Genomic DNA, 24,755 nt, shown 5'->3' with positions numbered 1-24,755 from the left:
TACATGGCTACTGTAAAAGAATACTCCGTAGAAGAAAAATTGGCGTCTGTACTTAGGCTACAGAAGATGGACTCCAGACTGGATGAAATCCAGGTGTTGAAGGGAGAGTTGCCAATGGAAGTAAAGGATCTGGAAGATGAGATCGAAGGGTTGAACACCCGTCTGTCTCATGTAGAGGACGAGATCCGCGGCATCCAGGACTTTATTGCCAACAAGAAGGCGGCAATTAAAGAGTCAGAGGCCCTGATGAAGAAATACGAGAAGCAACAGGATAACGTTAAGAATAATCGTGAGTTCGAAGCTATCACCAAAGAGATCGAAATGCAGTCGCTGGAGATCAAACTGGCTGAGAAGCATATTAAAGATGCGAACGAAGAGGTAAAGGACAAGAGCCGTAACCTGGATAGTGCCAAGAAGGCGATTGCTGACAAGGAGTCTAACCTGAAGCACAAGAAAGGTGAACTGGAAAAGATCATCGCTGAAACTGAGAAAGAAGAGAAAGGTTTCCGCAAACAGAGCGATGAAGCCCGTACCAAGGTAGAAGCCCGTTTGCTGGCTGCTTACGAGAAGATCCGCAGCAACTACCGCAACGGTCTGGCTGTTGTAACTATCTCCCGCGATTCCTGTGGTGGTTGTTTCAACGCTATTCCTCCTCAACGCCAGGCTGAGATCCGTCAGCGTAAGAAGATCATCGTTTGCGAACATTGTGGCCGTATCCTGGTTGACAATGATCTGGAAGCAACCGTGACTATCTAATAGTGCGATATACCTTATTTAAATAGTATAGCAAAGTCCCGGCTCTATGCCGGGACTTTTACATTCAGGCCGGAAGGAAGTGTTAAAATTTGGTTTGGAATTTGGTTAGATAGGCCTGGAGTTAATAATCAGATATCTTTGTTTCATGCGCACATTATTCCTGCTGGCATTAATTTTAAGTATTTCGTTTTCGGTTACAGCACGGCAAAAGGTCTTCGACTTCAATATCCGTTGTCAGCAAGCCTATGACGCTATTATGCAGTTGCGTCTTGACGCTGGAACAGCCCTGTTGGAAGAAGAAAAAAAGACGCACCCGGATAACCTCATCCCGTATTTCCTGGAAAACTATGTTGATTTCTTTACCCTCTTTTTTAATGAAGACGCGACATTGTATGTACAGAGAAAGCCACTCAGGGCTGAAAGGCTCGCACGTATGGAAGAAGGCCCCGCCAACTCGCCTTATTATCTTTACACCCAGGCCGCGATCCGCTTCCAGTGGGGGATGATCCGTGTGAAGTTCAGTGAACGCTGGGATGCCGTCTGGGATATCCGTAAGGCATATATACTGTTAAAGGATAATCAGAAAAAATTCCCCCAGTTCCTGCCCAACGATATGCTGGCAGGATCCATGCAGACCGTCTTTGGTACCATCCCGGAAGGATTCCGCTGGATATCCAATACACTTGGAATGAAAGGAAGTATCCGTGAGGGTATGCAACTGGTACAACAGGTGATAGACAGTAATACGGAAGTGGCCAGGTTATTCAGGGAGGAAGCCTGTTATTACTACTGCTACCTGAAATTATTCATAGAGAACAAGCCGGAAGACGTCTGGGGATTTATCCAGAAATATAAGCTGGATACTAAAAATAATTACCTTTTCGCCCTGATGGTGGCCAATATTGCAATGAATAACCAGAAGGCCTCACTGGGTATTAAAGTATTGACAGAGCGGAATGACAGTGTACAGTATGAAGAGATCCCATACGTATATTATCTGTTGGGACAATTGAAACTGTGCCGGCAAGACGAAGATGCAAATGTCTACCTGCTGAAATTCATAGACCGCTTTAAAGGAAAGTTCTATCTCAAAGAAGGGCTGCAACGTCTTAGCTGGTATTATTACCTGCATAATAATATGGATGCCGCCAATAAATACCGTAATATGATCCTCTCCAGGGGGAATACGGAAACCGATGCGGATAAGCAGGCATTAAAAGACGCCAAAAGTGGTAAATGGCCGAATCCTTTATTGCTGAAGGCGCGTCTGCTGAGCGACGGAGGCTATTTCTCTGATGCACTGAAACTGTTGCAAACGAAGAAAGCAGCTGATTTCGGAACCATGGAAGAAAAGCTGGAATATGCCTACCGTCTGGGCCGCATCTATGATGAAATGGGCCAGGACGATAATGCCATCATCATGTACGAGGTAACGGTGCGGACGGGATCGAACAGGCCGGAATACTTTGCGGCCAGGGCTTCCTTACAGATGGGATATATCTATGAGAAAAGGAATGATAAGGCTAAAGCGCAGAAATGTTATCAGACCTGCCTGGATATGAAAGGACATGACTATAAAAATTCACTCGATCAGCGGGCAAAGGCAGGCTTGCAACGTTTAAATGGTGGTTGAGCCTGTCACTACGCAAATACAGTTCGTAATATGTGTATTAATTTGCGGAATAATCCAATGTGATATATTCGTATTTCCAATACTCCTTATGCTACAGAAACTAACTATCAAGAATTACGCGATCATTGATCACCTGGAGGTGGATTTCTCCGGCAACCTGAATGTCATTACAGGGGAAACAGGTGCAGGTAAGTCGATCGTGCTGGGTGCGTTGTCATTAATATTGGGAGAGCGTGCAGACCCGGGAATGTTGCTTGACAAAGAAGCAAAGTGTGTGATAGAGGGTGCATTTAAAGTTAAAAAATCGCAGGTGGCGGCATTCTTCCAGCAGTACGAACTGGACATGGAAGATCAGCTGATCATCCGCCGGGAGATCAGTGCTGCCGGAAAGTCACGTGCGTTTGTCAATGATACGCCTGTTAATCTGAACCAGCTTACAGAGTTAAGTCAGTACCTGGTAGACCTGCATCAGCAGTTTGATACGCTGGAACTGGAAAAGTCCGATTTCCAGCGGGAAGTACTGGATGCACTGGTGAACCAGCCGGCCCAGTTGCAGCAGTACCAGCAGCAGTTCCAGCGCTATTCCCAGGTACAGCGTCAGCTGAAACAGCTGAAAGACCAGCGGGACAGCGCCAATAAAGAACTGGACTATAATAAGTTCCTGCTGGATGAACTGTCGGATGCCGCATTTGCACCTAACGAGATCGAAGAGCTGGATGCAGAACTGAAAGTATTAAGCCATGCGGAAGAGATCCGTAACACGCTGAGCCGTGTATATTTCCAGCTGAATGAAGATGAGCAGCCTATCCTCCAGCAACTGAAACAGATACAGTCTTCCGTACAGGCACTGGCTGCTTTCCATAAAGACGCTCCGGCGGTAGCGGAGAGACTGCAATCTGCCTATGTGGAACTACAGGATATTTCCTCAGAAATAGGCCATATGAACGACCAGGTACAGTTTGACGGCGCACGTATAGAACTGGTGAATGAGCGGCTGTCAATGGGCTATAAACTGCTGAAAAAGCATGGTGTGCAGACCACGGCAGAACTGTTGCAGATCCAGGAGAAGCTGACAGGCAGTGTGGAAGGTGCATTGAACCTGGATGAAAAGCTGGCGGCCCTGGAAACCGAACTGGAAGCATTGAAGGCCGTCCTGCAGCAGCAGGCAGATACGATTACGGCTGCACGTGTGGCAGCCGCGGCGCCTTTTGAAGAAAAGGTGAATGTCCTGCTGGCACAGGTAGGTATGCCGAATGCCCGCCTGAAAGCCTCAATTGCACAGGGAGGACTGAACCCTTACGGTCAGGATACTATTGAATTCCTCTTCGACGCCAATAAAAGCGGACAGTTTGCGCCTATCAGGAAGGTAGCTTCCGGTGGTGAGCTGAGCAGGCTGATGCTGTGTATCAAATCGCTGGTGGCCCAGTCAGTAGCCCTGCCTACACTGATATTCGATGAAATTGATACCGGTATCTCCGGGGAAGCAGCCCGTCAGGTCAGCTTTATCATGGAAGATATGGCCCGTGGTCATCAGATCATTTGCATCACTCACCAGCCGCAGATCGCAGGTAAAGCGGATGCCCACTACTTTGTGTTCAAGGATGCCCGTGATGGTAAAGTAACCACCAACGTAAGGCTGCTGACAAGGGAAGAGCGCATCAATAAAATTGCCCAGATGCTGAGCGGGGAGAAGCCAACGGCAGCAGCACTTGAAAATGCAAGGGAGCTGGTGAAATAGCTAATCAATTGATCGCTTTTCAATTAATCTTTTTTTTTCAACTATAACAGCTATTTTTGCCGAAATTAATTTTTGAACCCAATGGCTCATAACTTATTAAAAGGAAAAAAAGGTATCATATTTGGTGCGTTGGACGAGAAGTCTATGGCTTGGAGCACAGCATTACGCTGTGTGGAAGAAGGCGCCGAAATTGTGCTGACCAATGCTCCTATAGCATTACGTATGGGAGAGATCAACAAACTGGCTGAATTGTGTAAGGCTCCTGTTATACCCGCTGATGTTACCAATATGGATGATCTGAAAAACCTTTTCACTAAATCCATGGAGCATTTTGGCGGCAAAATAGATTTCATACTGCACTCCGTGGGTATGAGTATCAATATGCGTAAAGGCAGATCTTACACCGACCTGGATTATGATTTCTCTCACAAAACATTCGATATCTCAGCTATGTCCCTGCACCGCGTACTGCAGACTGCATACCAGCTGGATGCTTTGAATGAATGGGCTTCCGTAGTGGCGCTGACCTACATCGCTGCTCAGAGAGTGTTCCCTGACTATAGCGAAATGGCGGATGCCAAGTCCATGCTGGAATCAGTAGCACGCAGCTTCGGTTACCACTATGGTTTCAAGAAGAAAGTACGTGTGAACACGATCTCCCAGTCTCCTACCAAAACAACAGCAGGTGGCGGTGTGAAAGGTTTCGATGGTTTCATCGGTTATGCAGAGAAAATGAGCCCGCTGGGTAACGCTACTGCACAACAGTGTGCTGACTACTGTATCGCAATGTTCTCTGATCTGACAAAGATGGTAACCATGCAGAACCTGTTCCATGATGGTGGTTTCTCATTTACCGGTGTATCTGCAGAGGTAATTGAGCAGATGGAAAAGTAATCAGTCGTAACAACATAAATAAAAAGCCGTGAAGAGGAATACTCCTTTTCACGGCTTTTTATTTATCATTTTATCGCAAGTAGCTTGCGGTTAAAGTATGGGACTGCGGTCGGCTACTTAGCCAGGGCCTGATAAGTAGCCAAGGATACTGACATTATCTATCTCACGCCGTTTCTGCCCGCGGCAAATGATACATGTCATAACCCTACGTTATTTATAATACGAAAACGTATCCGGCTTCGGATAGGTAAGGAGAAGAATGGTTTTTGGGGGCATACAATCTCAGTTCACTCCGTGCTCTTTCTACTGACCAGGTGTAATATTTTTGATCAGGATATAAAAAAAGCCGTTCCTCCTAAGAAAAGGAACGGCTAAACTTTTTAAGCATAGGCGAATTGCTGAGGCAACAATAATGGAAAATAATCCGTCTAATACTCATCTTCGTTGAAGAAAAAGTCGTCTTGCGACGGGTAATCAGACCAAATATCTTCTATTCCCTCATAAATTTCCCCTTCGTCTTCCAGTTCCTGCAGATTCTCTATCACTTCAATCGGTGCACCGGATCGGATGGCGTAATCTATTAATTCGTCTTTCGTAGCTGGCCATGGAGCATCCTCCAGGTATGAAGCTAATTCTAAGGTCCAGTACATGTTATCGAAATTTTTACTTTCTGAATTTTCGCAAAAGTATTATTTAATTTGAAATAAACAACTATTACTATTTTAAAGGTTAAATTACTTTTCTTTGAGTATGCTAACCGCACGCAATCTTACCAAAAATTATTCCAACTTACACGTCCTGAAAGGAGTAAGTATATCCGTATCCAAAGGAGAGATCGTTACTATCGTAGGGTCTTCCGGTGCAGGCAAAAGTACTCTTTTGCATATACTCGGTACGCTGGATACCCCTAGTTCCGGGGAAATCTGGCTGAATAACGTTAACCTGGGTCTTCTGAAAGGGAACGCATTGGCTGATTTCAGGAACAAACATATGGGTTTTATCTTTCAGTTTCACCACCTTTTACCGGAGTTTACTGCTTTAGAAAACGTATGTATCCCGGGGTATATTGCAGGTACCCGCAAAGCGCAGGTAAAAGAAAGGGCAGCCTTCCTGCTGGAAACCCTGGGCTTGTCAGGCAGGCTGGAACACAAGCCGAACCAGTTATCAGGAGGGGAGCAGCAACGTGTAGCAGTTGCCAGGGCGCTGATCAACCAGCCGGATATCGTCATGGCCGATGAACCTACAGGCAACCTGGACTCCAAAAATGCCAGGGAGCTGCATCAGCTGTTCATTGAACTGCGGGATAAATTCCAGCAAACCTTTATTATTGTTACCCACAACGAAGAGCTTGCTCCTATGAGTGACAGGCAATTGGTAATGAAGGATGGGGGGATAGTGGGAGAGCTGGTGTAACTATTAAGTCCAACTTAAAGGCATGGCAAAGGCATGGCAAAGGCATGGCAAAGGCATGGCAAAGGCATCACATCCTCGCCTTCCAGGGTATCTCCGCTACTTGAAGCTGATGCCCTGCCCAGCGGGCCAGTACAAACAGATAATCGCTCAGCCGGTTCATATATTGCAGCACCAGCGGTTCAATGAACTGCTGCTGCTCCTGCAATCCCACACAGAGGCGCTCGGCCCTGCGGCATACGCAGCGGGCGATATGACAGGTGGATACTGCTACATGGCCACCGGGAATAATGAATGACTTCATTTCCGGCAACACTTCATTCATCTTATCTATATTATTTTCCAGCAATGTAATATCGGCCGCCTGCAGGTCGGGTATACGCATTTTGGTGTCCTTTTCAGGATCGCATGCCAGGGAAGAGCCGATCGTAAAAAGACGGTCCTGGATCTCCCGCAGCAGGGTTACCGTGTCGCCGTAGGCAGACAGGTAGTCGCTTACCAGACCAATATAGGAATTGAGCTCGTCTACAGTACCGTAGGCATCTATGCGAAGGTTACTTTTAGGCACTTTGGTACCTCCGATCAGTGCAGTTTTGCCCTGATCGCCTGTTTTGGTGTAGATCTTAAATGACATCAGTGAGTTGTTTACTGATTGGATTTTACGGCGCCAGCGAGCGCTTCTTCATTCTTCCTGTCAGATTCTATCAGGCCGTCACGCAGGCGCACTACGCGGCGGGCATGGGCGGCTATATCCTCTTCGTGGGTTACAAGCACCACTGTATTGCCGGAGGAATGTATTTTCCCGAATATCTCCATGATTTCAATGGAGGTTTTGGTGTCCAGGTTACCGGTAGGTTCATCCGCCAGTATCAGGGAAGGATCATTGACCAGGGCGCGGGCAATGGCCACGCGCTGACACTGACCTCCGGAAAGTTCATTAGGTTTATGCTTGTAACGCTGTCCCAGGCCCACTTTTTCCAGCATGGCCCGGGCTTTGTCCTCCCGCTCCTTTTTGGAAATACCGGCATAGATCAGCGGAACGGCCACGTTTTCGAGCGCACTGAGACGCGGCATCAGGTTAAACTGCTGGAATACGAATCCGATCTCCTTGTTGCGCACCCTTGCCAGTTCATCATCTTCCATTTTGCTCACATCATGACCACTCAGGATATACCTGCCACTGGTAGGGGTGTCAAGGCAGCCGAGCATGTTCATGAGCGTGGATTTGCCGGAGCCTGAAGGGCCCATCAGCGCTACATATTCATTTTTTAAAATGTCCAGGTCAATACCTTTCAGCACTGGTAGCTCATTTTTGCCAATGAAGTAGCTTTTACGGATATGTTCCAAATGGATGACGGAATTCGGGCGCATAGATTTATAACATTACAAGGTTGATCTATTTCTTGATAACTTTCGGCACTTTGAAATATTGGTCGTTGGCAGCGGGGGCGTTCTTTAAAGCTTCTTCCCGGGTTATGGAAGGGACTACAGTATCTTCTCTCAGCACGTTTCTGTCCGCCGTCAGATGTAATAATGGTTTTACGTGAGTTGTGTCCAGCTCATTCAGTTTCTCCACAAAGGTGATCATCCGCTGGAGATCTCCCTGGATCTCTTTCTTCTCCTGTTCGCTGAATTCGAGCCTTGCCAGGTCTGCCAGTTGTTGTACCAGCAACTCATTCACTTCCATAAATCAAATTAAATGAAAAAATAATAAATACTTGGACATGTCCGCGTTAAAGTTACCTTAAATAGTCGATAGTCCATAATGGGCAAATTCCTTATTTTGCACCCCATTATGGCTACATCAAAAGAAATAGTGGTGAGCGGCATCCGCTCTACCGGATATTTACACTTAGGCAATTATTTTGGCGCTATCCGCAACTACATCAGGATGCAGGAAACATTTAACTGTTATTTTTTTGTAGCTGACTGGCATTCCCTAACCACCCATCCCGATCCTAAAGACCTGCGCGCCAACGTTTTCCGCGTGCTGGCAGAAAATATTGCGTCCGGCCTGGACCCTGAAAAGGTGGCACTGTACGTACAGAGCGACGTTCCCGAGATCGCAGAATTATACCTGTTACTCAATATGCTGGCTTACAAGGGGGAACTTGAAAAGGTGCCCACCTTCAAAGATAAAGTACGCCTGCAACCGGACAATGTGAACGCCGGTCTGCTGACTTATCCTGTGCTCATGAGTGCAGATATACTCATTCACCGTGCTGTGAAAGTGCCTGTGGGTAAAGACCAGGAACAACACCTGGAAATGGCCCGTAACTATGCACAACGTTTCAACAATCGTTACGGTGAGTTGTTCCCTGAACCGGTGGCATTCAACTTTGGAGATGATCTGGTGAAAATACCAAGTCTGGATGGCACTGGGAAAATGAGTAAGAGCGAAAACCAGATGGCTACCCTGTATCTGTCTGATGCAGATGATCTGATCCGTAAAAAACTGAATAAGGCAAAGACGGATAGCGGTCCTGTTGAACCAGGTGCTGCAATGCCGGAAACTATCAATAATCTCTTCCTGCTGATGGAACAGGTAAGTACGCCGGATGTGATCAAACATTTCCGTGATGCTTACAATAATCAGACGCTCCAGTATGGGCCTATGAAAAAGCAACTGGGAGATGACATGGTGAACTTTATCGCTCCCATCAGAGAGAAAGCGCTCGCTTTGCAGAACGATTCGACTTATCTGAACCGTATCATGAAAGATGGTGCAGAAAAAGCCAGGGAAAGTGCGGCACAAACTTTGCAACAAGCGAGGAAACTCATTGGAATTCACTACTATTAATCACTCGTTATATTGCCGCATGGCAGTGGTAGCAAGTTTTTTCAATTGATAACCAAATAATTTGTAAATTTTAGGTTATCAACTAATTACTTGCTGCCACCAGCTGGCCGCAATTGAATGATTAGTGACCCCTGATATTATCATGGCAAAACAAAGCAAGATCAAACACATAGCTATAGCCGGAAACATTGGTGCCGGAAAAACCACACTTACTGAGCTGCTGTCGAAACACTACAAATGGGTGCCCCAGTTCGAAGATGTTGAGCATAATCCCTACCTCAACGATTTTTATGAAGATATGCCACGCTGGTCGTTCAACCTGCAGGTATACTTCCTGCACGGGCGTTTGAAACAGTTACTCGACATCCAGAACGGAAATGAGATCGTGATCCAGGATCGCACCATCTACGAAGATGCACACATCTTTGCGCCCAACCTGTATGAAATGGGCCTGATGACCAAGCGCGATTTCGACAATTATTTCAACTTCTTTGAAACGCTGAAGTCCATGGTAAAACCTCCGGACCTGCTCATCTATCTGCGTGCATCTGTGCCTACGCTGGTAGCACAGATCCAGAAAAGAGGAAGGGAATATGAAGAAAATATCCGCCTGGATTATCTGAAAAGACTGAACGAATATTATAATAACTGGATAGAAAAATATTCGGAAGGACCGCTGCTGATCATCGATATTGACAAGAATAAATTTCCGGAAAGCGAAGAAGATCTGGGAGAGATCATATCGAAAATAGACTCTCAGTTACATGGGCTGTTCTGATCATTATGATTATAGTTTTTTTTAATAAAGATTAATTTCCTAATATTGTCTCCTCACATATGTGAGGAGATTTTTGTTTGTTAACACGTTGACCCGCACCACGTAACATCCCCTTGAAAAACTAACTAATCCACAATCATTTTAAGCAAATGAAAAAAATCATTGCGACCATTGTCTGCACAATGTGCACGGCGGTTATTTGCGCGCAACTTGTTTGGCTGTCTGTCGATAAACAGCCGTTTGCCGGTACTTACAGCCGGAACTTTCATCAGTTACTGACTGCCTTGCAAAACCAGGCGGCGCTGGCCTATATACCTGTTGTGACAGCAGGTGTGAGCACGGAGCGGCGTTTCCTGTTAAAGGCCATCAGTACACATGCTGCCGCACTGGCAGTACCTGTCAGGCATGGCGGGTTCGGATTGCATTTACAGCAATCCGGATACACTGATTACAAGCGGCAGGCCATAGGCCTGTCCTATGGCAGAACAATAGGCGAACGGTTCAGTATTGGGATGCAGGCAGATTATTTATTGGAAGTCATTCCACAGTATGCAACGAATGCTACCATTGTTTTTGAGTTGGGATGCCTCATGCATCTTACGCCCCAGCTGCATATGGGATTACATGCGTTTAATCCCACTGCGGGCAGCGCGCAAAGCCTGGGGAAAAACAAAGTACCTGCTATATACAGTGCGGGCCTGGGATATGAAGCAACGCCCACTTTTTTGTTAAGTACGGCTGTCACGCAGGAAACGGATGCTGTAACACTTATCAAAGTGATGTGCGAGTACCGTATTATAAAGCAGTTGTCCCTGCAGCTGGGCATGTCTACCAATCCGCAACTCAATAGTGCGGTTATTGGTATTTCGTTGCAGCAGCTGTATATACAGTTTTCCATCAGTCATCATCCACAATTAGGCATCACACCGGCAACCGCGATTGTATGGCAATTAAAGCAGCGACAATGATGTCAGGATTCGTAATTAGGTACCACAACTGCAACCACAATTGTGTGCTAATGAAGGCAGCGACAATGATGTTGCCATTCGCAATCAGACATTACAACAGCAACTATGATCATATAGCTCTTAAAGCAGCAACACTGTTCCTTCTGCTGCTTCTATATAAAAACAGCTGTGCACAACAACCGGAACCGGGGTTGAATGCAATAGCAGAGAGCCAGTTGGAAGGATATGCTGCCCACGCGGATAATATACCTGAAGATGATGGCCACTGGCAACAGCTAGAGGGATATACACGCCGGAAAATTGATCTGAATACAGCTGATGCAACAGCCCTGAAATCATTGGGGCTATTGTCCCCCGTGCAGATCCGCCAGTTCCTGGCATACCGGCAGCAAATGGGTAAGCTGCTTAGCATTTATGAATTACAGGCCGTACCGGGTTGGGATGAGCAGCTGATCCTTAGCATACTGCCTTATGTACGGGCGGGCAATGGACTGGAGCCGCAGTATACCCTGAAAGATTATCTGAAAAGGGGAGACAATACCCTGCTGTTCCGCTATGGCCGTCAACTGGAAACCAGCAGGGGTTACCGGCATACTGACAGCACGTCTGCACACTACCTGGGCAGCCCTGACAGATTGCTGCTGCGTTACCGGTATAATTTCCCGCGGTACATAAGCTGGGGAGTCGTTATGGAGAAAGACGCAGGAGAAGCTTTTTTCCGGGGAGCCCGGGGCCGGGGCTTTGACTTCTACAGCGTACACTTGTTTGTGAAGCAATACAAATGGATCAGGGCACTGGCCCTGGGCGACTTTACAGTGAATATAGGACAAGGGCTCCTGAACTGGCAATCCCTGGCATTCGGAAAAGGCGCAGCCGTCATGCAGGTGAAGCGGGAGGGAGAACTGCTTAAACCATATGCATCAGCGGGAGAATACAATTTTTACCGTGGCGCAGGTCTCACCCTGGCACAGGGAAAATGGGAGGGGACTGCTTTCATATCCTCCAGGATGCTGGATGGCAGTATCACGGAGAACAGTGGCTATCACCGTACCCCGACAGAACTGGTTAAACGCCACACACTGGAACAATTTACGCTCGGCGGCAATCTGACGGTAACAGGCAGGGACTGGAAGCTCGGACTTAATATGATACAACATCAGTTCTCCGGGCCGGTGGAGAAAGGGACGGCTCCATATCAGCTTTTTGCGTTTGAAGGTAAAGCACTGACAGGGGGGAGTGTAGACTATGAAGCCAGCTGGAAAGGCCTGCATGTCTTTGGTGAAGGAGCCATGAGCGGTAATGGTAAAACAGCCTGGATCAGTGGACTGCTGGCCAGCCTGACCGCTAATGTAGATATGGTACTGCTTTACCGCAATTATAACAGGGCTTACCAGTCCCTTTATGCGGATGCCTGGGGAGAGTTTTACAAACCTGTCAATGAAAACGGCTTTTATACAGGCATCAGCCTCAAAGTGAACACTCATCTGAGAATAGACGCTTACGCAGATCAATTCCGTTTTCCCTGGCTGCAATACCGGTCCTCGGCGCCGGGTGGCGGAAGGGACCTGCTGGCAGCGCTGACCTATACACCGGACAAACAGACAGAGATCTTTCTGAGGTACAATTATACTGTCAAACAGCAGGATGGAAAGAACGACACATCTTTTCTTTCGCCGCCTGTGCAGGTTGAACATCAAAGCTGGCGCCTGCAGGTAAAACTGGAAGCGAAAGGGGGCATTGGTATAAAGAACCGGGTGGAGTTGAGCCGGCGCGGGGAGAATGGTCAGGAACAGCGGGGTTTCCTTTTATTCCAGGAGCTACTTTACCAGTGTACCCGCTGGCCACTGCAATTATATGTACGTTATACCATATTCGCAGCGGGGGAGGCAGAGAGTATGTATGCCATCACGTCAGGGATGTTATATGAGTATGCCGTATCCCGATTATCGGGAGAGGGGCGTCAGTATCAGTGCCGCATACGTTGGAAAATGAAGAAGGGCCTGACATGCTGGCTCCGCTATCAGCAAACGGTATATGAGCGGGTGACCAGCATCGGAAATGGTTGGGATGAAATAGATGGTAACAGTGTAGGCTATTTAAATTGCCAATTGCAATACTCATTCTAGGAGAGAGGAAATCAATGTTAAATTTTATTCGATATATGACTGTAAAATATCGGTGTACATATATTATTTTTTTTCTCTCTTAAAAAAAGGTTAAATTTTTCTTGGAACGGAGGAAAAAAAAACTCTAAATTGTGCTCCTCAACCAAAATCTAAATCGTAATATGAAAGAGGTCGGAATCTCTTTTTCCTGTCTTACTGCTAGAGATACAACAATGTCAACCTGTGCTCGACGGTATTCCATTTCCGTTGGTAAGATGGATAAGTTTTTTTCCGTGCCGCAAACAACCATCCAGGTTCTTGCCGCCTTCTCCCCGGATGGTTATTTAAACAACAAAATTTTTAGTAAATATAAAGTGGTTTTTGCAAGTTAGGGGCTTTGTATAGTCTGAGCTATGCCAATTATTACAAGCCTCGGGACTGATTATTTTTTTATTGTCAATTAAATCTAAATCGTTTATGAAGAAAAGAGCCTTACTCTTTTTCAACGTGCTTATGGTGAGCGCTACTCTGACGTATGCTCAACAACGTCAGGTTACGGGAAAGGTCACCGGGGCAGATGGGTTACCTATACCATTCGCTACAATTCAAGTCAAAGGGACAAATACGGGAACTACTTCTGACCAGGATGGAAATTTCAAACTGAGTGTAAATGGCAGCAATGCAGTGTTGATTGTTAGAAGTGTGGGCTATGTAGCTCAGGATATTGCTGTGGGTGGAAATGGTAGCCTGACTATATCACTAAAGAATGACGATCAGAACCTCCAGGAGGTTGTTGTAACGGCTCTGAACGTAAAAAGAAATAAAAATGAACTTCCTTACTCAGCTCAGATCGTAAATGCTGAAGAGCTGAACAGGACCAGAGATGCGAACGTGGTAACTTCCCTGTCCGGTAAAGTATCCGGTCTGGAAATCCGCAAAAACAATACACTGGGTGGTTCTACCAATATCGTACTGCGTGGCGCCAAATCACTGACTGGTAACAACCAGGCATTATTCGTTGTGGATGGTGTGCCCGTGGATAACTCAAACACAAACAGTAAAGACCAGCGTACCGGCCGTGTCGGTTACGACTATGGTAACGCTGCTGCGGATATCAACCCTGATGATATCGCTTCTGTGAGCGTACTGAAAGGTGCGGCTGCTACTGCGCTGTACGGTTCACGTGCTGCCAACGGTGTTGTGATGATCACTACCAAAAAAGGTAACCGTGGTCTGAACGTTACTGTGAACAGCGGCGTTAACATCGGTAAAGTAGATAAAAGCACTTTCGTGAAATACCAGAGAGACTATGGTGCTGGTTACGGCGACTACTGGTCTGAAGAAGATATCGACGGCGATGGCACTATTGACAAGATCGTGAATACCGTAGATGATGCGTCTTACGGTCCTAAATTCGATCCAAACCTGATGGTGTATCATTGGGATTCCTTCTATGAAGGTTCTCCAAACTTTGGTAAAAAAGCGCCTTACGTGGCAGCTGCAAATGATGCTAGCAAATTCTTCAAAACTGCGGTTGGTACCAGCAACAGTGCTGTGATCGACGGTAGCAGCGACAAAGGTAACTTCAAACTGGGATACACCAAGAGCGTTGACCAGGGTATCATGCCTAACAGCCGCATCGGTAAAGACCTGATCAACTTCAGCTCTGCTTACAACCTGACTTCCAAACTGACTGCCAGTGCATCCGTAAATACTTCCCTGATCAAAGGACAGGGTCGTTATGGTACTGGTTACGATTCTAAAAACCTGATGACTAACTTCAGGCAGTGGTGGGAAACCAACACTGACGTGAAAGCACAGGAAGCTGCCTACAAAAAGGAGATGAGGAACATCACCTGGAACCAGCAGTATCCTGGCAGCCTTGCTCCGGCATATTGGGATAACCCATACTGGACAAGATATGAGAACTATGAGAACGATCATCGTACACGTAACTTCGGTAACATCGCGCTGAACTACAATGTGACCGACTGGTTAAACGTACTGGGCCGTGTGTCTCTGGATACTTACAATGAAATGCAGGAAGAAAGGATCGCTGTCGGTTCAATCGATGTGTCTCAGTACCAGCGTTATGAGCATACTTTCAGTGAGTATAACTACGACCTGATGCTGAACTTCAATAAGAACATCTCTGAAAACCTGACTTTCAAAGGTATTCTCGGTGGTAACGTAAGAAGAACAAAGAACAGTTCCATCCTTTCCAAAACAAATGGTGGTTTGCTGATCCCTCGTCTGTATGCACTGCTGAACACTGCAAACCCAATGGAAGCGCCGACCGAGATCGCCAGCACTGAAGAAGTAGACGGTATATTCGCTTCAGCTAACCTGGGTTACAAAGAAATGTTATTCCTTGATCTCTCTATGAGAAGAGATCAGTCTTCTACTTTACCTAAGGGCAATAACAGCTACTACTATCCAGCAGCTTCCTTAGGTTTCGTATTCTCCAAACTGCTGCCACAGGCTACATGGCTGTCAAATGGTAAAGTAAGGGTGAACTACGCTCAGGTAGGTAACTCTGCTCCCGCATATTACACCAAGAACTACTCTCAGGTGCTCACCGGTATCGACGGTATTCCTTTAGCATCTGTTGATGGAACCAAATACAATCCTAACCTGAAATCAGAACGTACAAAGAGTTTTGAAGCAGGTCTGGAAATGGCCTTCCTGCAGAACCGCCTCGGTTTTGACGCGACCTACTACAGACTGAACACTGTAGACCAGATCGTTCCGCTGCCGGTATCTACAGGTACTGGTTTCGACTACAAAGTGATCAACGCTGGTGATATCCAGAACCAGGGTATTGAGTTGTCAGTTTTCGGTACTCCGGTAAAAACGAAAGACTTCTCCTGGAACGTTAATCTGAACTGGTCCCGCAACCGTAACAAGGTGAAATCCTTACCTGGCATCAGCACCCTGCAGCTTGCGAGCTTCCCTGGTAACATTACCATCAACGCTTCTGTGGGTCAGCCTTATGGTACTATCATTGGTACTGACTATGTATACAATGAAAAAGGCCAGAAGCTGGTTGAGGATGGATACTATCAGATCTCTAATACTTCCAACAACATCATCGGTAACGCAAATCCTGATTGGATCGGTGGTATCACCAACACACTGAAATATAAAAATGTATCCCTGAGTTTCCTGGTTGACGTACGTAAAGGCGGCGATCTCTTCTCCCTGGATATGTACTATGGCCTGGCAACAGGTGTGCTGCCTGAAACAGTTGGTAAAAACGACCTGGGTAACGAGTCAAGAGCACCTCTGACCAACGATAACACTTCCGGTGGTATCATTGTACCTGGTGTAACTGCTGACGGTAAACCTAACACTACAAGGATCGCAAACGAATACGGAACATACGGTTACGTATCTAATCCTGATAAAGCATTCGTATACGATGCAAGTTATGTGAAACTGCGTGAGGTATCACTGACCTATTCACTGCCTGCTTCTCTGACCAAACGTATGGCGCCTTTCAAAGGCATAGACTTCTCCCTGATCGGTAGAAACCTCTGGATCATCCACAAGAACCTGCCTTATGCAGATCCTGATGATGCTATCAGCTCCGGTAACTATCAGGGTTATATCGGTGGTAGCTATCCTGCTACAAGAACTTTTGGTGCTAACGTAAGATTCAGGTTCTAGTAGGTGAATTAAACTCAAAAAAAGTAAAATGAAAAAGATATTCTTATACGCATCACTCTCAATAGCAGGTATGGTTTCGACAGTATCCTGCACCAAAGACCTCACTTCACTTAACAATGATGTGAAAAAACCAGAGACAGTAGCTGGTTCTGCACTATATGCGAGTGCAACCAAAGAACTGGCTGATCTGTTGACAAGTACAAGTGTGAATCTGAACGTTTATAGACTGATCGTACAACAGTGGACAGAAAATACTTACCTGGATGAGTCTAACTATAACCTGATCAAAAGGAGTATTCCTGATAGGGTGTGGAGCGCGCTTTACAGAGATGTATTAAAAGACCTGAATGAAGCAAAGAAAGTGGTAACAGCCGATGCATCCATCAGTGCCGCTACTAAAAAGAACCAGCTGGCGCAGATCGAGATCATGTCAGTGTTCGCTACCTCAGTTGCTGTAAACACTTTTGGTAACATACCTTACAGCAAAGCGCTGGATGATGAAAACCTGTTCCCGGTGTATGACGATGGTCTGACTATTTACAACGACCTGCTTACCCGCCTGGATGCAGCCCTGACGTCTTTTGATGCAAGTGCTGACGGTTTTGGTGCAGCTAATATGCTGTTCGCTGGCGATGAGATCAATAGCTGGATCAAATTTGGCAACTCCCTGAAGTTCAGATTAGGTATGACCCTGGTTGACGCAGCGCCCGACAAGGCAGCAGTTGCTGTTGCCGCAGCAGAGCCTAAGGCATTCAACACCATGGGTGAATATGCAAAGTTCCCTTATTCAACAGTTCCGCCAAACACCAACCCGCTGTGGGAAGATCTGGTACAGAGCGGTCGTCATGACTTTAATGCTACCACTTTAATGATCGATCAGCTGAAAACACTGAACGATCCAAGAATTGGCCAGTTCTTCACTACCATTAACGGTCAGTTTGTAGGATTGAAATATGGTACCAAAGGTTCTTATGTTGCTTACTCTCACCCGGGCGATAAGCTGGAAAGAAAAGATCTCCCAGGCGTATTTATTGATTATTCAGAAATAGAGTTCCTGCGTGCCGAAGCTATCGAAAGAGGCCTGCTGACAGGTGTAGCCGCGCTGCACTACAACAACGCTATCACCAACTCTATCGTTTCATGGGGTGGTACTGCAACTGAAGCAACAACTTACCTGGCTCAGCCTTCTGTAGCCTATGCAACAGCTACCGGTACTTACAAACAGAAAATCGGTCTGCAGAAATGGATCGCGCTTTACAATCGTGGTTTTGATGCATGGGTAGAAGCAAGAAGACTTGATTACCCTGTATTCACACCTGGTCCTACTGCCAGAAGTGCATGGCCTGTACGATTCACTTATCCAGTTTCCGAACAGAATCTGAACAAAGCTAACTATGATAAGGCAGCTAAAGATCTGGGTGGCGATGGTGATAAAGTGACAACAAAAATATTCTGGGATAAGTAATTTATTCCGGGATATACTAAGAATAGTAACTGCACAAAGATTTAGAATTGATAACAAGGCCCTCCTCAATAGCTTTGAGGAGGGCCTTTTTTGTTAATCCACTGAACCCTACCCCTACATTTTTGTTATACAGGAGAACCCATTGTAAATCAATCAACAGAAAAACGCAGATTGGATTTTAATTAAACGTCAGATTCGTAAAACGACATACCGGGTATACTCCTCAGGAAATTTGTTATACAGGAGAACCCAAACCCATTGTAAATCAATCAATCAACAGAAAACCTAGATTGGATTTTAATTAAACGCCAGATTCGTAAAACGACATACCGGGTATACTCCTCAGGAAATTGTTTTATTCACGCACCTCTCCGGTGTATAAAATAAATCCGAACCGTTATGCTAAAACATTTACTGTGCTTGTTAATTCTTAGTTGTTTAATGACAGGACTTTACGCGCAACAGCGTGAAGTGACAGGTAAGGTGACCGGAACCGATGGGGTTCCCATACCTTATGCCACTGTCCAGCTCAAAGGTACCAACAAGGGTACCACTGCCGACCAGAACGGTAATTTCCGTTTAATCGTGGACGGCAATAATAACATCCTTCAGATCAGAAGCGTTGGTTTTACGCTTAAAGAAGTTCCTGTGGGGGCAGCTACAACTTACGACGTTACGCTGGCGCAGGAAGACAAAAACCTACAGGAAGTAGTCGTTACGGGTATAGGTATCAAACGTGAGAAAAAAGCGTTGGGATATGCCGTACAGGACGTAAAGGGCGACGACCTGATTAGGGCTAACCAGGGTGATGCGCTGAGAGCTCTGTCCGGAAAAGTGGCCGGTATGCAGGTGGTTGGTTCAGCAGGTACCCCAGGAGCTGCGACCTTTATAAAACTCAGAGGTACAAACTCCCTGACCGGTAACAACCAGCCCCTTTTTGTAATTGATGGTGTTCCTGTGGATAACTCACAGAACTATTCCGGTGATCCTTCTGATGGCGACAACAACGTGCTGTTCGGCGCCACTAATACCAACCGTGGTGCGGACATCAATCCGGACGACATTGAAAGTATTTCCGTCCTGAAGGGGCCTGCCGCCGCCGCGCTATATGGAATCGACGCTGCCAATGGCGCTATTATCATCACTACCAAGAAGGGTAAAGCTGGTAAGGTAAGTGTAGACTTCAGTTCCGGTATTTCCTTTGATGTGGTGAACAGGCTTCCAAAGATCCAGAAACAATTTGCGAGGGGAACAGGCGGCAACCTGGCGCCATTTACTTCCACTACCCGTTATTCCTGGGGAGCTAATATAGACACCCTGTTCTGGACAGGTATTCCCAATGAGTACGACTTCCACGGCGATGTGGTAGGCGCTTCCAACCCCAACGCCAATATTAAATTCGTGCCTTACGATAATACCAACGATTTCTGGCAAACCGCTGTTACCTATAATAATAGCTTGTCTTTTACAGGTGGAACAGAAGCGGCCACTTACCGCATGTCTGTCTCCCACAACTACCAGAATTCCATTGTACCACTACAGTACCAGCAACGTACTGCTGTAGCACTGGCCGGACAGTTGAAAATTTCTGAAAAGATCAGGACGTCAGGGAACCTCAATTTCAATATCACCAACGGTAGCATGCCGCAGACTGGTAGTAACCTGTCTGGTATTATGCTTGGCTTGACCAGAACGCCCGTAAATTTTGATAACTCGAACGGTGGACTGGCGGCTGACGATCCCCGCACTTATTTGTTTTCCAATGGGTTGCAACGTTCTTACCGGAATGGTATATATGACAACCCTTACTGGACTATCAATAAAACACCCTACACCACTGCAGTGCAACGTCTCATTGGAAGCCTGCAGGTGGACTGGGATTTCATTAAAGACTTCACACTGACCTATCGTATAGGTACAGACGTATATAGCGATAACCGTCACCAGTATTATGAAATTCAATCCGGCGCCTACAACGGGGGCCGCCTGTTCGACGACAGGTACACCTATAAAAGTGTAAACTCAGATGCGATCGTGACCTATAATAAGCAGGTCTCCAAAGATTTCAGGGTAAACCTTAGAGTAGGTAACAACTTACACTCCCGCAGAATAGATGAGCTGTATGTACAGGGTGATGGTCTGACCTCTCCCGGATACGATAACATTAGTAACGCTACCGTACAGAAATCTTACAACTATGTTACTCCGTACAGGAGGATATCGCTTTATTTTGATGCGAACTTCGATTACCGATCAATGTTGTTCCTGGAACTGACAGGGCGTAATGACTGGTCATCCACCCTGCCGCCGGGCAGTAACAGCTTCTTCTACCCCTCAGCCAGTTTAGGTTTTGTATTTACGGAACTTGGGAGCCTGAAAGGGGGAGAGGTACTTAGCTTCGGTAAGGTCAGATTGTCAGTTGCACAAGTGGGTAAAGATCCAGGCGCCTTTGGGACCAAATCTTTCTCAGTGCCTACCACTTTCCCGGATGGTTATACCACCGGTGTTTCCTTCCCGTATGACGGAAAAGGTAGTTTCTCACTGTCCAACACCTTAGGTAACCCGAACCTGAAACCGGAAAAGACCCTCTCTTACGAGGCGGGCTTACAGTTACAATTCCTCAATAACCGGTTCGGGATTGATGCGACCGCTTATCATACAAAGGGTACTGATCTGTTAGTAACAGCGCCGATAGCAGGGTCTGCCGGATTCCAGTATGTGAACCTGAATGCAGCCTCTATCAGGAACAATGGTCTGGAAATCACGCTCAGTGCCAAACCGATCGTTAACAAAGCCTTTACCTGGGACATGTTTGTGAACTACAGCATGAACCGCAGTAAGGTGCTGGCACTCGCCCCTGGCATTAACCAGGTAACTGTCAACGGGTTTACCGGTACACTGATAGCACACCTGCCGAATGAACCCGCAGGTATTATCTACGCTTACGGTTGGGAAAGAGACTCGCAGGGCCGTGTTATTATCAGCGACAATACTGACGATTTCGGCTATCCCGTAGTATCTAACATACAGAAAAGAGTAGGTAATCCTAACCCGGTATTCCTGATGGGTATCGGCAATACTTTCAGCTACAAAGGATTCTCATTGTATACCCTGGTAGACTGGAAACATAAAGGCGACCTGTGGAACGGTACACGTGGATCTCTGCAGGCGATCGGTACTTCTTATTATACATTAGACAGGGGAAAAGAACAGGTGTTTGAAGGTGTACTTGGACATCTGAACGATGCAGGTGAGATCGTGCACAATGAAGGCGGCGCCGAGAAGCCCGGTGGAGGTGCAGTAAATACTACTGCAGTGCCGCTGGATGAAGCCTGGTACCTTGGAAATGGTGGTGGTTTCGGTGCACAGACAGAGACATTTATAGAGGATGCCTCTTATGTGAAATTGCGTGAAGTGACTTTATCCTATGATTTTCCATCAGGAACATTTAAGAACTCCAGGTTCGTCAAAGGCATCACAGTTAGTGGATTTGCCCGTAACATTATCATATGGACACCGTATAAGGGCATAGATCCGGAAACCAGCCTGACTGGGGCTACCAACGCACAGGGTATTGATTACTTCAATATACCTGGCACCTCCAGCTATGGTCTGAACTTTAGATTTAAATTCTAACCCTTTTAAAACGAATGATCATGTTACGGAATACTAAATATATATTATCAATATTATTCCTGCTGGCCATCTCGCAGGGATGCAGAAAAGACTGGTTCTACAATGGCATCAACGATGACCCCTCTCAGCTGAAGAACCCAACAGCTACTGCGCTGCTGCCGGGAACGATCCTGCAGAGCGCTTACATCTGGGGTGGGGATGCTTCCCGTTTCCCGTCTATCTTTATGCAGCAGGTGACAGGAGCCGCCAATCAGTCAGCCAGCGCTGATTTGTATAATATCACGCCGGACGATGTAGACAACATGTGGTACGCCGGCTTTTACGGTGCTATCATGACAAATATTGATACGCTGATAACGGTTGCTACTGCAGCAGGGCAACTGCACTATGCCGCGTTGGGCAAGATCCTGATGGCGAATGACCTTGGACAGGTAACTGATTTCTGGGGTGATGTGCCTTATACAGAAGCTTTCAGTGGATTGGGCAATACGCAGCCCAAATACGACAGTCAGCAGTCCATTTATGCGGAGTTGCACCGGCTGCTCGACGAGGCCATTGCTTCCCTTGAAGCGGATGATGGCTCCCCTTTCCAGCCAGGTAGCAATGATGACCTTTTGTTTGACGGCGATCTGGAAAAATGGGTCAGGTTTGCTCATTCGCTGAAGGCGAAGTTCTACCTGCACACTGTTAAGGTGGATAATACTGCGCTGGCCAAAGCACTGGCGGAAATTGACAAGGGTTTCACAGATGGTGAAGCTGCTTTTATCAAATTTGTAGGTAGCAGCGCCACCACTACCCAGGCGCCCTGGTACCAGTTCAATACCCAGCGTGCCGATATCATATTCACCGGTCACCTGAATGACATCATGGACGCTGCCGGCGATCCCCGGTATGATGTGTATTTTGACCCGGCAGATCCCAGTTCCCTGGGTCCGTTGTACGGCTCTTCCAACTCTCCGGTTTACTTTATATCTTATGACGAACTGAAGTTCATAGAAGCAGAGCTGGAACTCCGGAATGGTAATGCCGGGGCTGCAGCCGCAGCTTATAATGAAGCGGTAAGGGCCAACCTGATCAGGACCATCAATGACGCCACTTATCTGTCTGAAGTAGACAGGACAGCTGCTAATATTACGCTCAATGACATTATGACCCAGAAATACATTGGCCTGTTCCTGAGTCCTGAAGTATGGACAGACTGGCGCAGAACGGGTTTACCGGCATTGACAGCTACTCCGGGCAATGTACTGGGAGGCCAGTTGCCGAGGTCTCTGTTCTACCCCAGCAGTGAAATACGCTATAATACCAATACACCCGCCAATACCAGGCTTACACGCCGCGTCTGGTGGGATGCACAATAGACCGTATTACTTCCTTGTACCGACGTTTGAAAAAGAGACCTTTCATTTTAAGGTCTCTTTTTTACATTTGTACCGCAAAAGCAAAATAATATGGAAAATCAGCAGGAAGAACAGAATCAGCTTAATATTGAATTGAGCGAGGAAATAGCGGAAGGGATATACGCCAACCTGGCGATTATCACGCATTCTAACGCAGAATTTGTAGTGGATTTTGTAAATGTGATGCCCGGATTGCCAAAGGCTAAGGTAAAATCCCGTATCATACTGACTCCTCAGCATGCCAAGCGCTTCATGAGAGCCCTGGTGGACAATATCAAGAAATATGAATCTGTGCATGGAGCCATTCAGGACCAGGACCCTGTTTCCCTGCCCATGAATTTTGGCGGGCCTACTGCACAGGCATAATCGCTCTCTCTGAAACGCTGAACGGAAACCATACAGGAAACAGGATTTAAGCAATAATGAGTCAAACATTCTCCTATCCCCATCTGCGGGAATTTACCAGGGAAGTATTTATAAAAATGGGGTGCCCTCCCCAGGATGCCGACACTGCCAGCGAAGTATTGTTATCTGCGGATCTGCGCGGGATAGACTCCCATGGCGTAGCCCGCCTGACCGGTTATGTACGGTTGTGGGAAGCCGGGAGGATTAACGCCACACCTAACGTACGTGTAGTGCATGAAACACCCAGTACAGCCGTTGTAGATGGCGATGCCGGGCTGGGACTGGTAGTAGCGCCTTTTGCTATGAAAGTGGCTATTGAGAAAGCAGCGGCAGTAGGCAGCGGCTGGGTGAGCGTTAAAAATTCCAATCACTTTGGTATAGCGGGTCAGCATGCTATGATGGCCCTGGAAAAAGATATGATCGGGATGGCTATGACAAATGCCAGCCCCCTGGTGGCCCCCACTTTCGCTACCGAGCGAATGCTGGGCACCAACCCCATTGCAGTAGCCATACCTGCCAAAGAACAGCCGCCTTTCGTGGCCGACTTTGCCACCACTACGGCTGCTAATGGTAAACTGGAGATCCTGCAGCGGAAAAGCCAGGAAGCGCCTACCGGCTGGATCCAGGACAAGGATGGTCATTCCAGTACCAATCCGCATGAACTGAAGTCAGGAGGGGCACTCCTGCCTCTGGGTGGCGACCGGGACCATGGCAGTCATAAGGGATATTGCCTGGGAGCTATCGTGGATATCTTCTCCGCAGTGCTTTCCGGCGCCAATTACGGCCCCTGGGCGCCTCCTTTCGTGAGCTTCCTGCCACTGGCCCCCGATCCGGTAGGAGAGGGCCTGGGACATTTCCTGGGAGCTATGAGAGTAGATGCATTCCGTCCGGCAGATGAGTTTAAAGAGCATATGGACAAATGGATCACCCGTTTCCGTCAGGCTAAGCCTGTGGAGGGAGAACAGGTGCTGATACCAGGCGATCCCGAACGGGAAATGGAGAAGGAGAGAAGAACTGTGGGCATCCCCTTACTGGACCCCGTAGTGAAAGATCTGCAGGAAGTAGCAGGGAAATTTAAATTGAATTTTTAAAGTCGCC

The 24,755-nt window shown here is 46.9% G+C and carries 19 protein-coding genes; 15 read left to right on the top strand and 4 right to left on the bottom strand.

Annotated elements, in window-relative coordinates; all coding sequences use genetic code 11:
- The first annotated feature begins 3 nt into the window (after positions 1–3).
- The 4 genes from F3I09_RS02310 to F3I09_RS02295 all read left to right on the top strand — a co-directional run bounded on the left by F3I09_RS02310 (position 4) and on the right by F3I09_RS02295 (position 5,021).
- Positions 4–756 carry a zinc ribbon domain-containing protein gene (locus tag F3I09_RS02310; RefSeq protein ID WP_149693420.1) on the top strand — a complete coding sequence of 251 codons (753 nt, stop codon included), beginning with the start codon at positions 4–6 and terminating at the stop codon, positions 754–756.
- 145 nt (positions 757–901) lie between these two features.
- Positions 902–2,389 carry a tol-pal system YbgF family protein gene (locus tag F3I09_RS02305; protein ID WP_149693419.1) on the top strand — a complete coding sequence of 496 codons (1,488 nt, stop codon included), beginning with the start codon at positions 902–904 and terminating at the stop codon, positions 2,387–2,389.
- Between the two features lie 88 nt (positions 2,390–2,477).
- Positions 2,478–4,127: a DNA repair protein RecN gene (gene recN / locus F3I09_RS02300; protein WP_149693418.1), complete on the top strand. Its 1,650-nt coding sequence runs from the start codon at positions 2,478–2,480 to the stop codon at positions 4,125–4,127.
- Positions 4,128–4,208: 81 nt separating this feature from the next.
- A complete protein-coding gene (locus tag F3I09_RS02295; protein WP_149693417.1) occupies positions 4,209–5,021 on the top strand; it encodes an enoyl-ACP reductase in 813 nt (270 codons plus the stop codon).
- A 428-nt stretch (positions 5,022–5,449) separates the two neighbouring features.
- On the opposite strand, the gene F3I09_RS02290 is transcribed toward F3I09_RS02295, so the two are convergent.
- A complete protein-coding gene (locus F3I09_RS02290) occupies positions 5,450–5,671 on the bottom strand; it encodes a DUF2795 domain-containing protein (RefSeq protein WP_012794455.1) in 222 nt (73 codons plus the stop codon).
- A gap of 100 nt (positions 5,672–5,771) precedes the next feature.
- Here F3I09_RS02290 and F3I09_RS02285 point away from each other — a divergent pair, with 100 nt between their 5' ends.
- The gene (locus tag F3I09_RS02285) at positions 5,772–6,434 is read left to right on the top strand and encodes an ABC transporter ATP-binding protein (RefSeq protein WP_149693851.1); all 663 of its coding nucleotides are present in this window, start codon (positions 5,772–5,774) and stop codon (positions 6,432–6,434) included.
- A gap of 67 nt (positions 6,435–6,501) precedes the next feature.
- On the opposite strand, the gene F3I09_RS02280 is transcribed toward F3I09_RS02285, so the two are convergent.
- Genes F3I09_RS02280 through gatC form a run of 3 tightly spaced genes read right to left on the bottom strand, consistent with a single transcriptional unit; the run spans position 6,502 to position 8,118 of the window.
- Positions 6,502–7,065 (bottom strand): cob(I)yrinic acid a,c-diamide adenosyltransferase, encoded by a 564-nt coding sequence (locus F3I09_RS02280; protein WP_149693416.1) that lies wholly within the window; start codon positions 7,063–7,065, stop codon positions 6,502–6,504.
- 11 nt (positions 7,066–7,076) lie between these two features.
- Complete coding sequence (locus F3I09_RS02275) at positions 7,077–7,802, bottom strand: ABC transporter ATP-binding protein (protein ID WP_149693415.1); 726 nt, start codon at positions 7,800–7,802, stop codon at positions 7,077–7,079.
- A gap of 25 nt (positions 7,803–7,827) precedes the next feature.
- Positions 7,828–8,118 carry an Asp-tRNA(Asn)/Glu-tRNA(Gln) amidotransferase subunit GatC gene (gene gatC / locus F3I09_RS02270; protein ID WP_149693414.1) on the bottom strand — a complete coding sequence of 97 codons (291 nt, stop codon included), beginning with the start codon at positions 8,116–8,118 and terminating at the stop codon, positions 7,828–7,830.
- A gap of 108 nt (positions 8,119–8,226) precedes the next feature.
- Here gatC and trpS point away from each other — a divergent pair, with 108 nt between their 5' ends.
- The 10 genes from trpS to F3I09_RS02220 all read left to right on the top strand — a co-directional run bounded on the left by trpS (position 8,227) and on the right by F3I09_RS02220 (position 24,748).
- Positions 8,227–9,231, top strand: a complete 1,005-nt coding sequence (gene trpS, locus F3I09_RS02265; RefSeq protein ID WP_149693413.1) for a tryptophan--tRNA ligase — start codon at positions 8,227–8,229, stop codon at positions 9,229–9,231.
- A gap of 142 nt (positions 9,232–9,373) precedes the next feature.
- A complete protein-coding gene (locus F3I09_RS02260; RefSeq protein ID WP_149693412.1) occupies positions 9,374–10,009 on the top strand; it encodes a deoxynucleoside kinase in 636 nt (211 codons plus the stop codon).
- Positions 10,010–10,158: 149 nt separating this feature from the next.
- Positions 10,159–10,977, top strand: coding sequence for a hypothetical protein (locus F3I09_RS02255; RefSeq protein ID WP_149693411.1), 819 nt, complete (start codon positions 10,159–10,161; stop codon positions 10,975–10,977).
- 50 nt (positions 10,978–11,027) lie between these two features.
- Positions 11,028–13,103: a helix-hairpin-helix domain-containing protein gene (locus tag F3I09_RS02250; protein ID WP_188133651.1), complete on the top strand. Its 2,076-nt coding sequence runs from the start codon at positions 11,028–11,030 to the stop codon at positions 13,101–13,103.
- Between the two features lie 456 nt (positions 13,104–13,559).
- Positions 13,560–16,751: a SusC/RagA family TonB-linked outer membrane protein gene (locus tag F3I09_RS02245; protein ID WP_149693409.1), complete on the top strand. Its 3,192-nt coding sequence runs from the start codon at positions 13,560–13,562 to the stop codon at positions 16,749–16,751.
- Between the two features lie 28 nt (positions 16,752–16,779).
- The gene (locus F3I09_RS02240) at positions 16,780–18,216 is read left to right on the top strand and encodes a SusD/RagB family nutrient-binding outer membrane lipoprotein (RefSeq protein WP_149693408.1); all 1,437 of its coding nucleotides are present in this window, start codon (positions 16,780–16,782) and stop codon (positions 18,214–18,216) included.
- Between the two features lie 441 nt (positions 18,217–18,657).
- The gene (locus F3I09_RS02235) at positions 18,658–21,852 is read left to right on the top strand and encodes a SusC/RagA family TonB-linked outer membrane protein (protein ID WP_188133650.1); all 3,195 of its coding nucleotides are present in this window, start codon (positions 18,658–18,660) and stop codon (positions 21,850–21,852) included.
- Between the two features lie 20 nt (positions 21,853–21,872).
- Entirely contained in the window at positions 21,873–23,213 is a 1,341-nt protein-coding gene (locus tag F3I09_RS02230; RefSeq protein WP_188133649.1) for a SusD/RagB family nutrient-binding outer membrane lipoprotein, read from the top strand.
- 90 nt (positions 23,214–23,303) lie between these two features.
- Positions 23,304–23,618: a DUF3467 domain-containing protein gene (locus F3I09_RS02225; protein WP_149693405.1), complete on the top strand. Its 315-nt coding sequence runs from the start codon at positions 23,304–23,306 to the stop codon at positions 23,616–23,618.
- A 56-nt stretch (positions 23,619–23,674) separates the two neighbouring features.
- Positions 23,675–24,748 carry an Ldh family oxidoreductase gene (locus F3I09_RS02220; RefSeq protein ID WP_149693404.1) on the top strand — a complete coding sequence of 358 codons (1,074 nt, stop codon included), beginning with the start codon at positions 23,675–23,677 and terminating at the stop codon, positions 24,746–24,748.
- Positions 24,749–24,755: the final 7 nt, after the last annotated feature.

The sequence above is a fragment of the Chitinophaga sp. CF418 genome (assembly GCF_900142925.1).
Taxonomy (GTDB): domain Bacteria; phylum Bacteroidota; class Bacteroidia; order Chitinophagales; family Chitinophagaceae; genus Chitinophaga.
The sequence above is the reverse complement of the archived record's forward strand: the minus strand, read 5'-3'. Positions and strand labels throughout refer to the sequence as shown.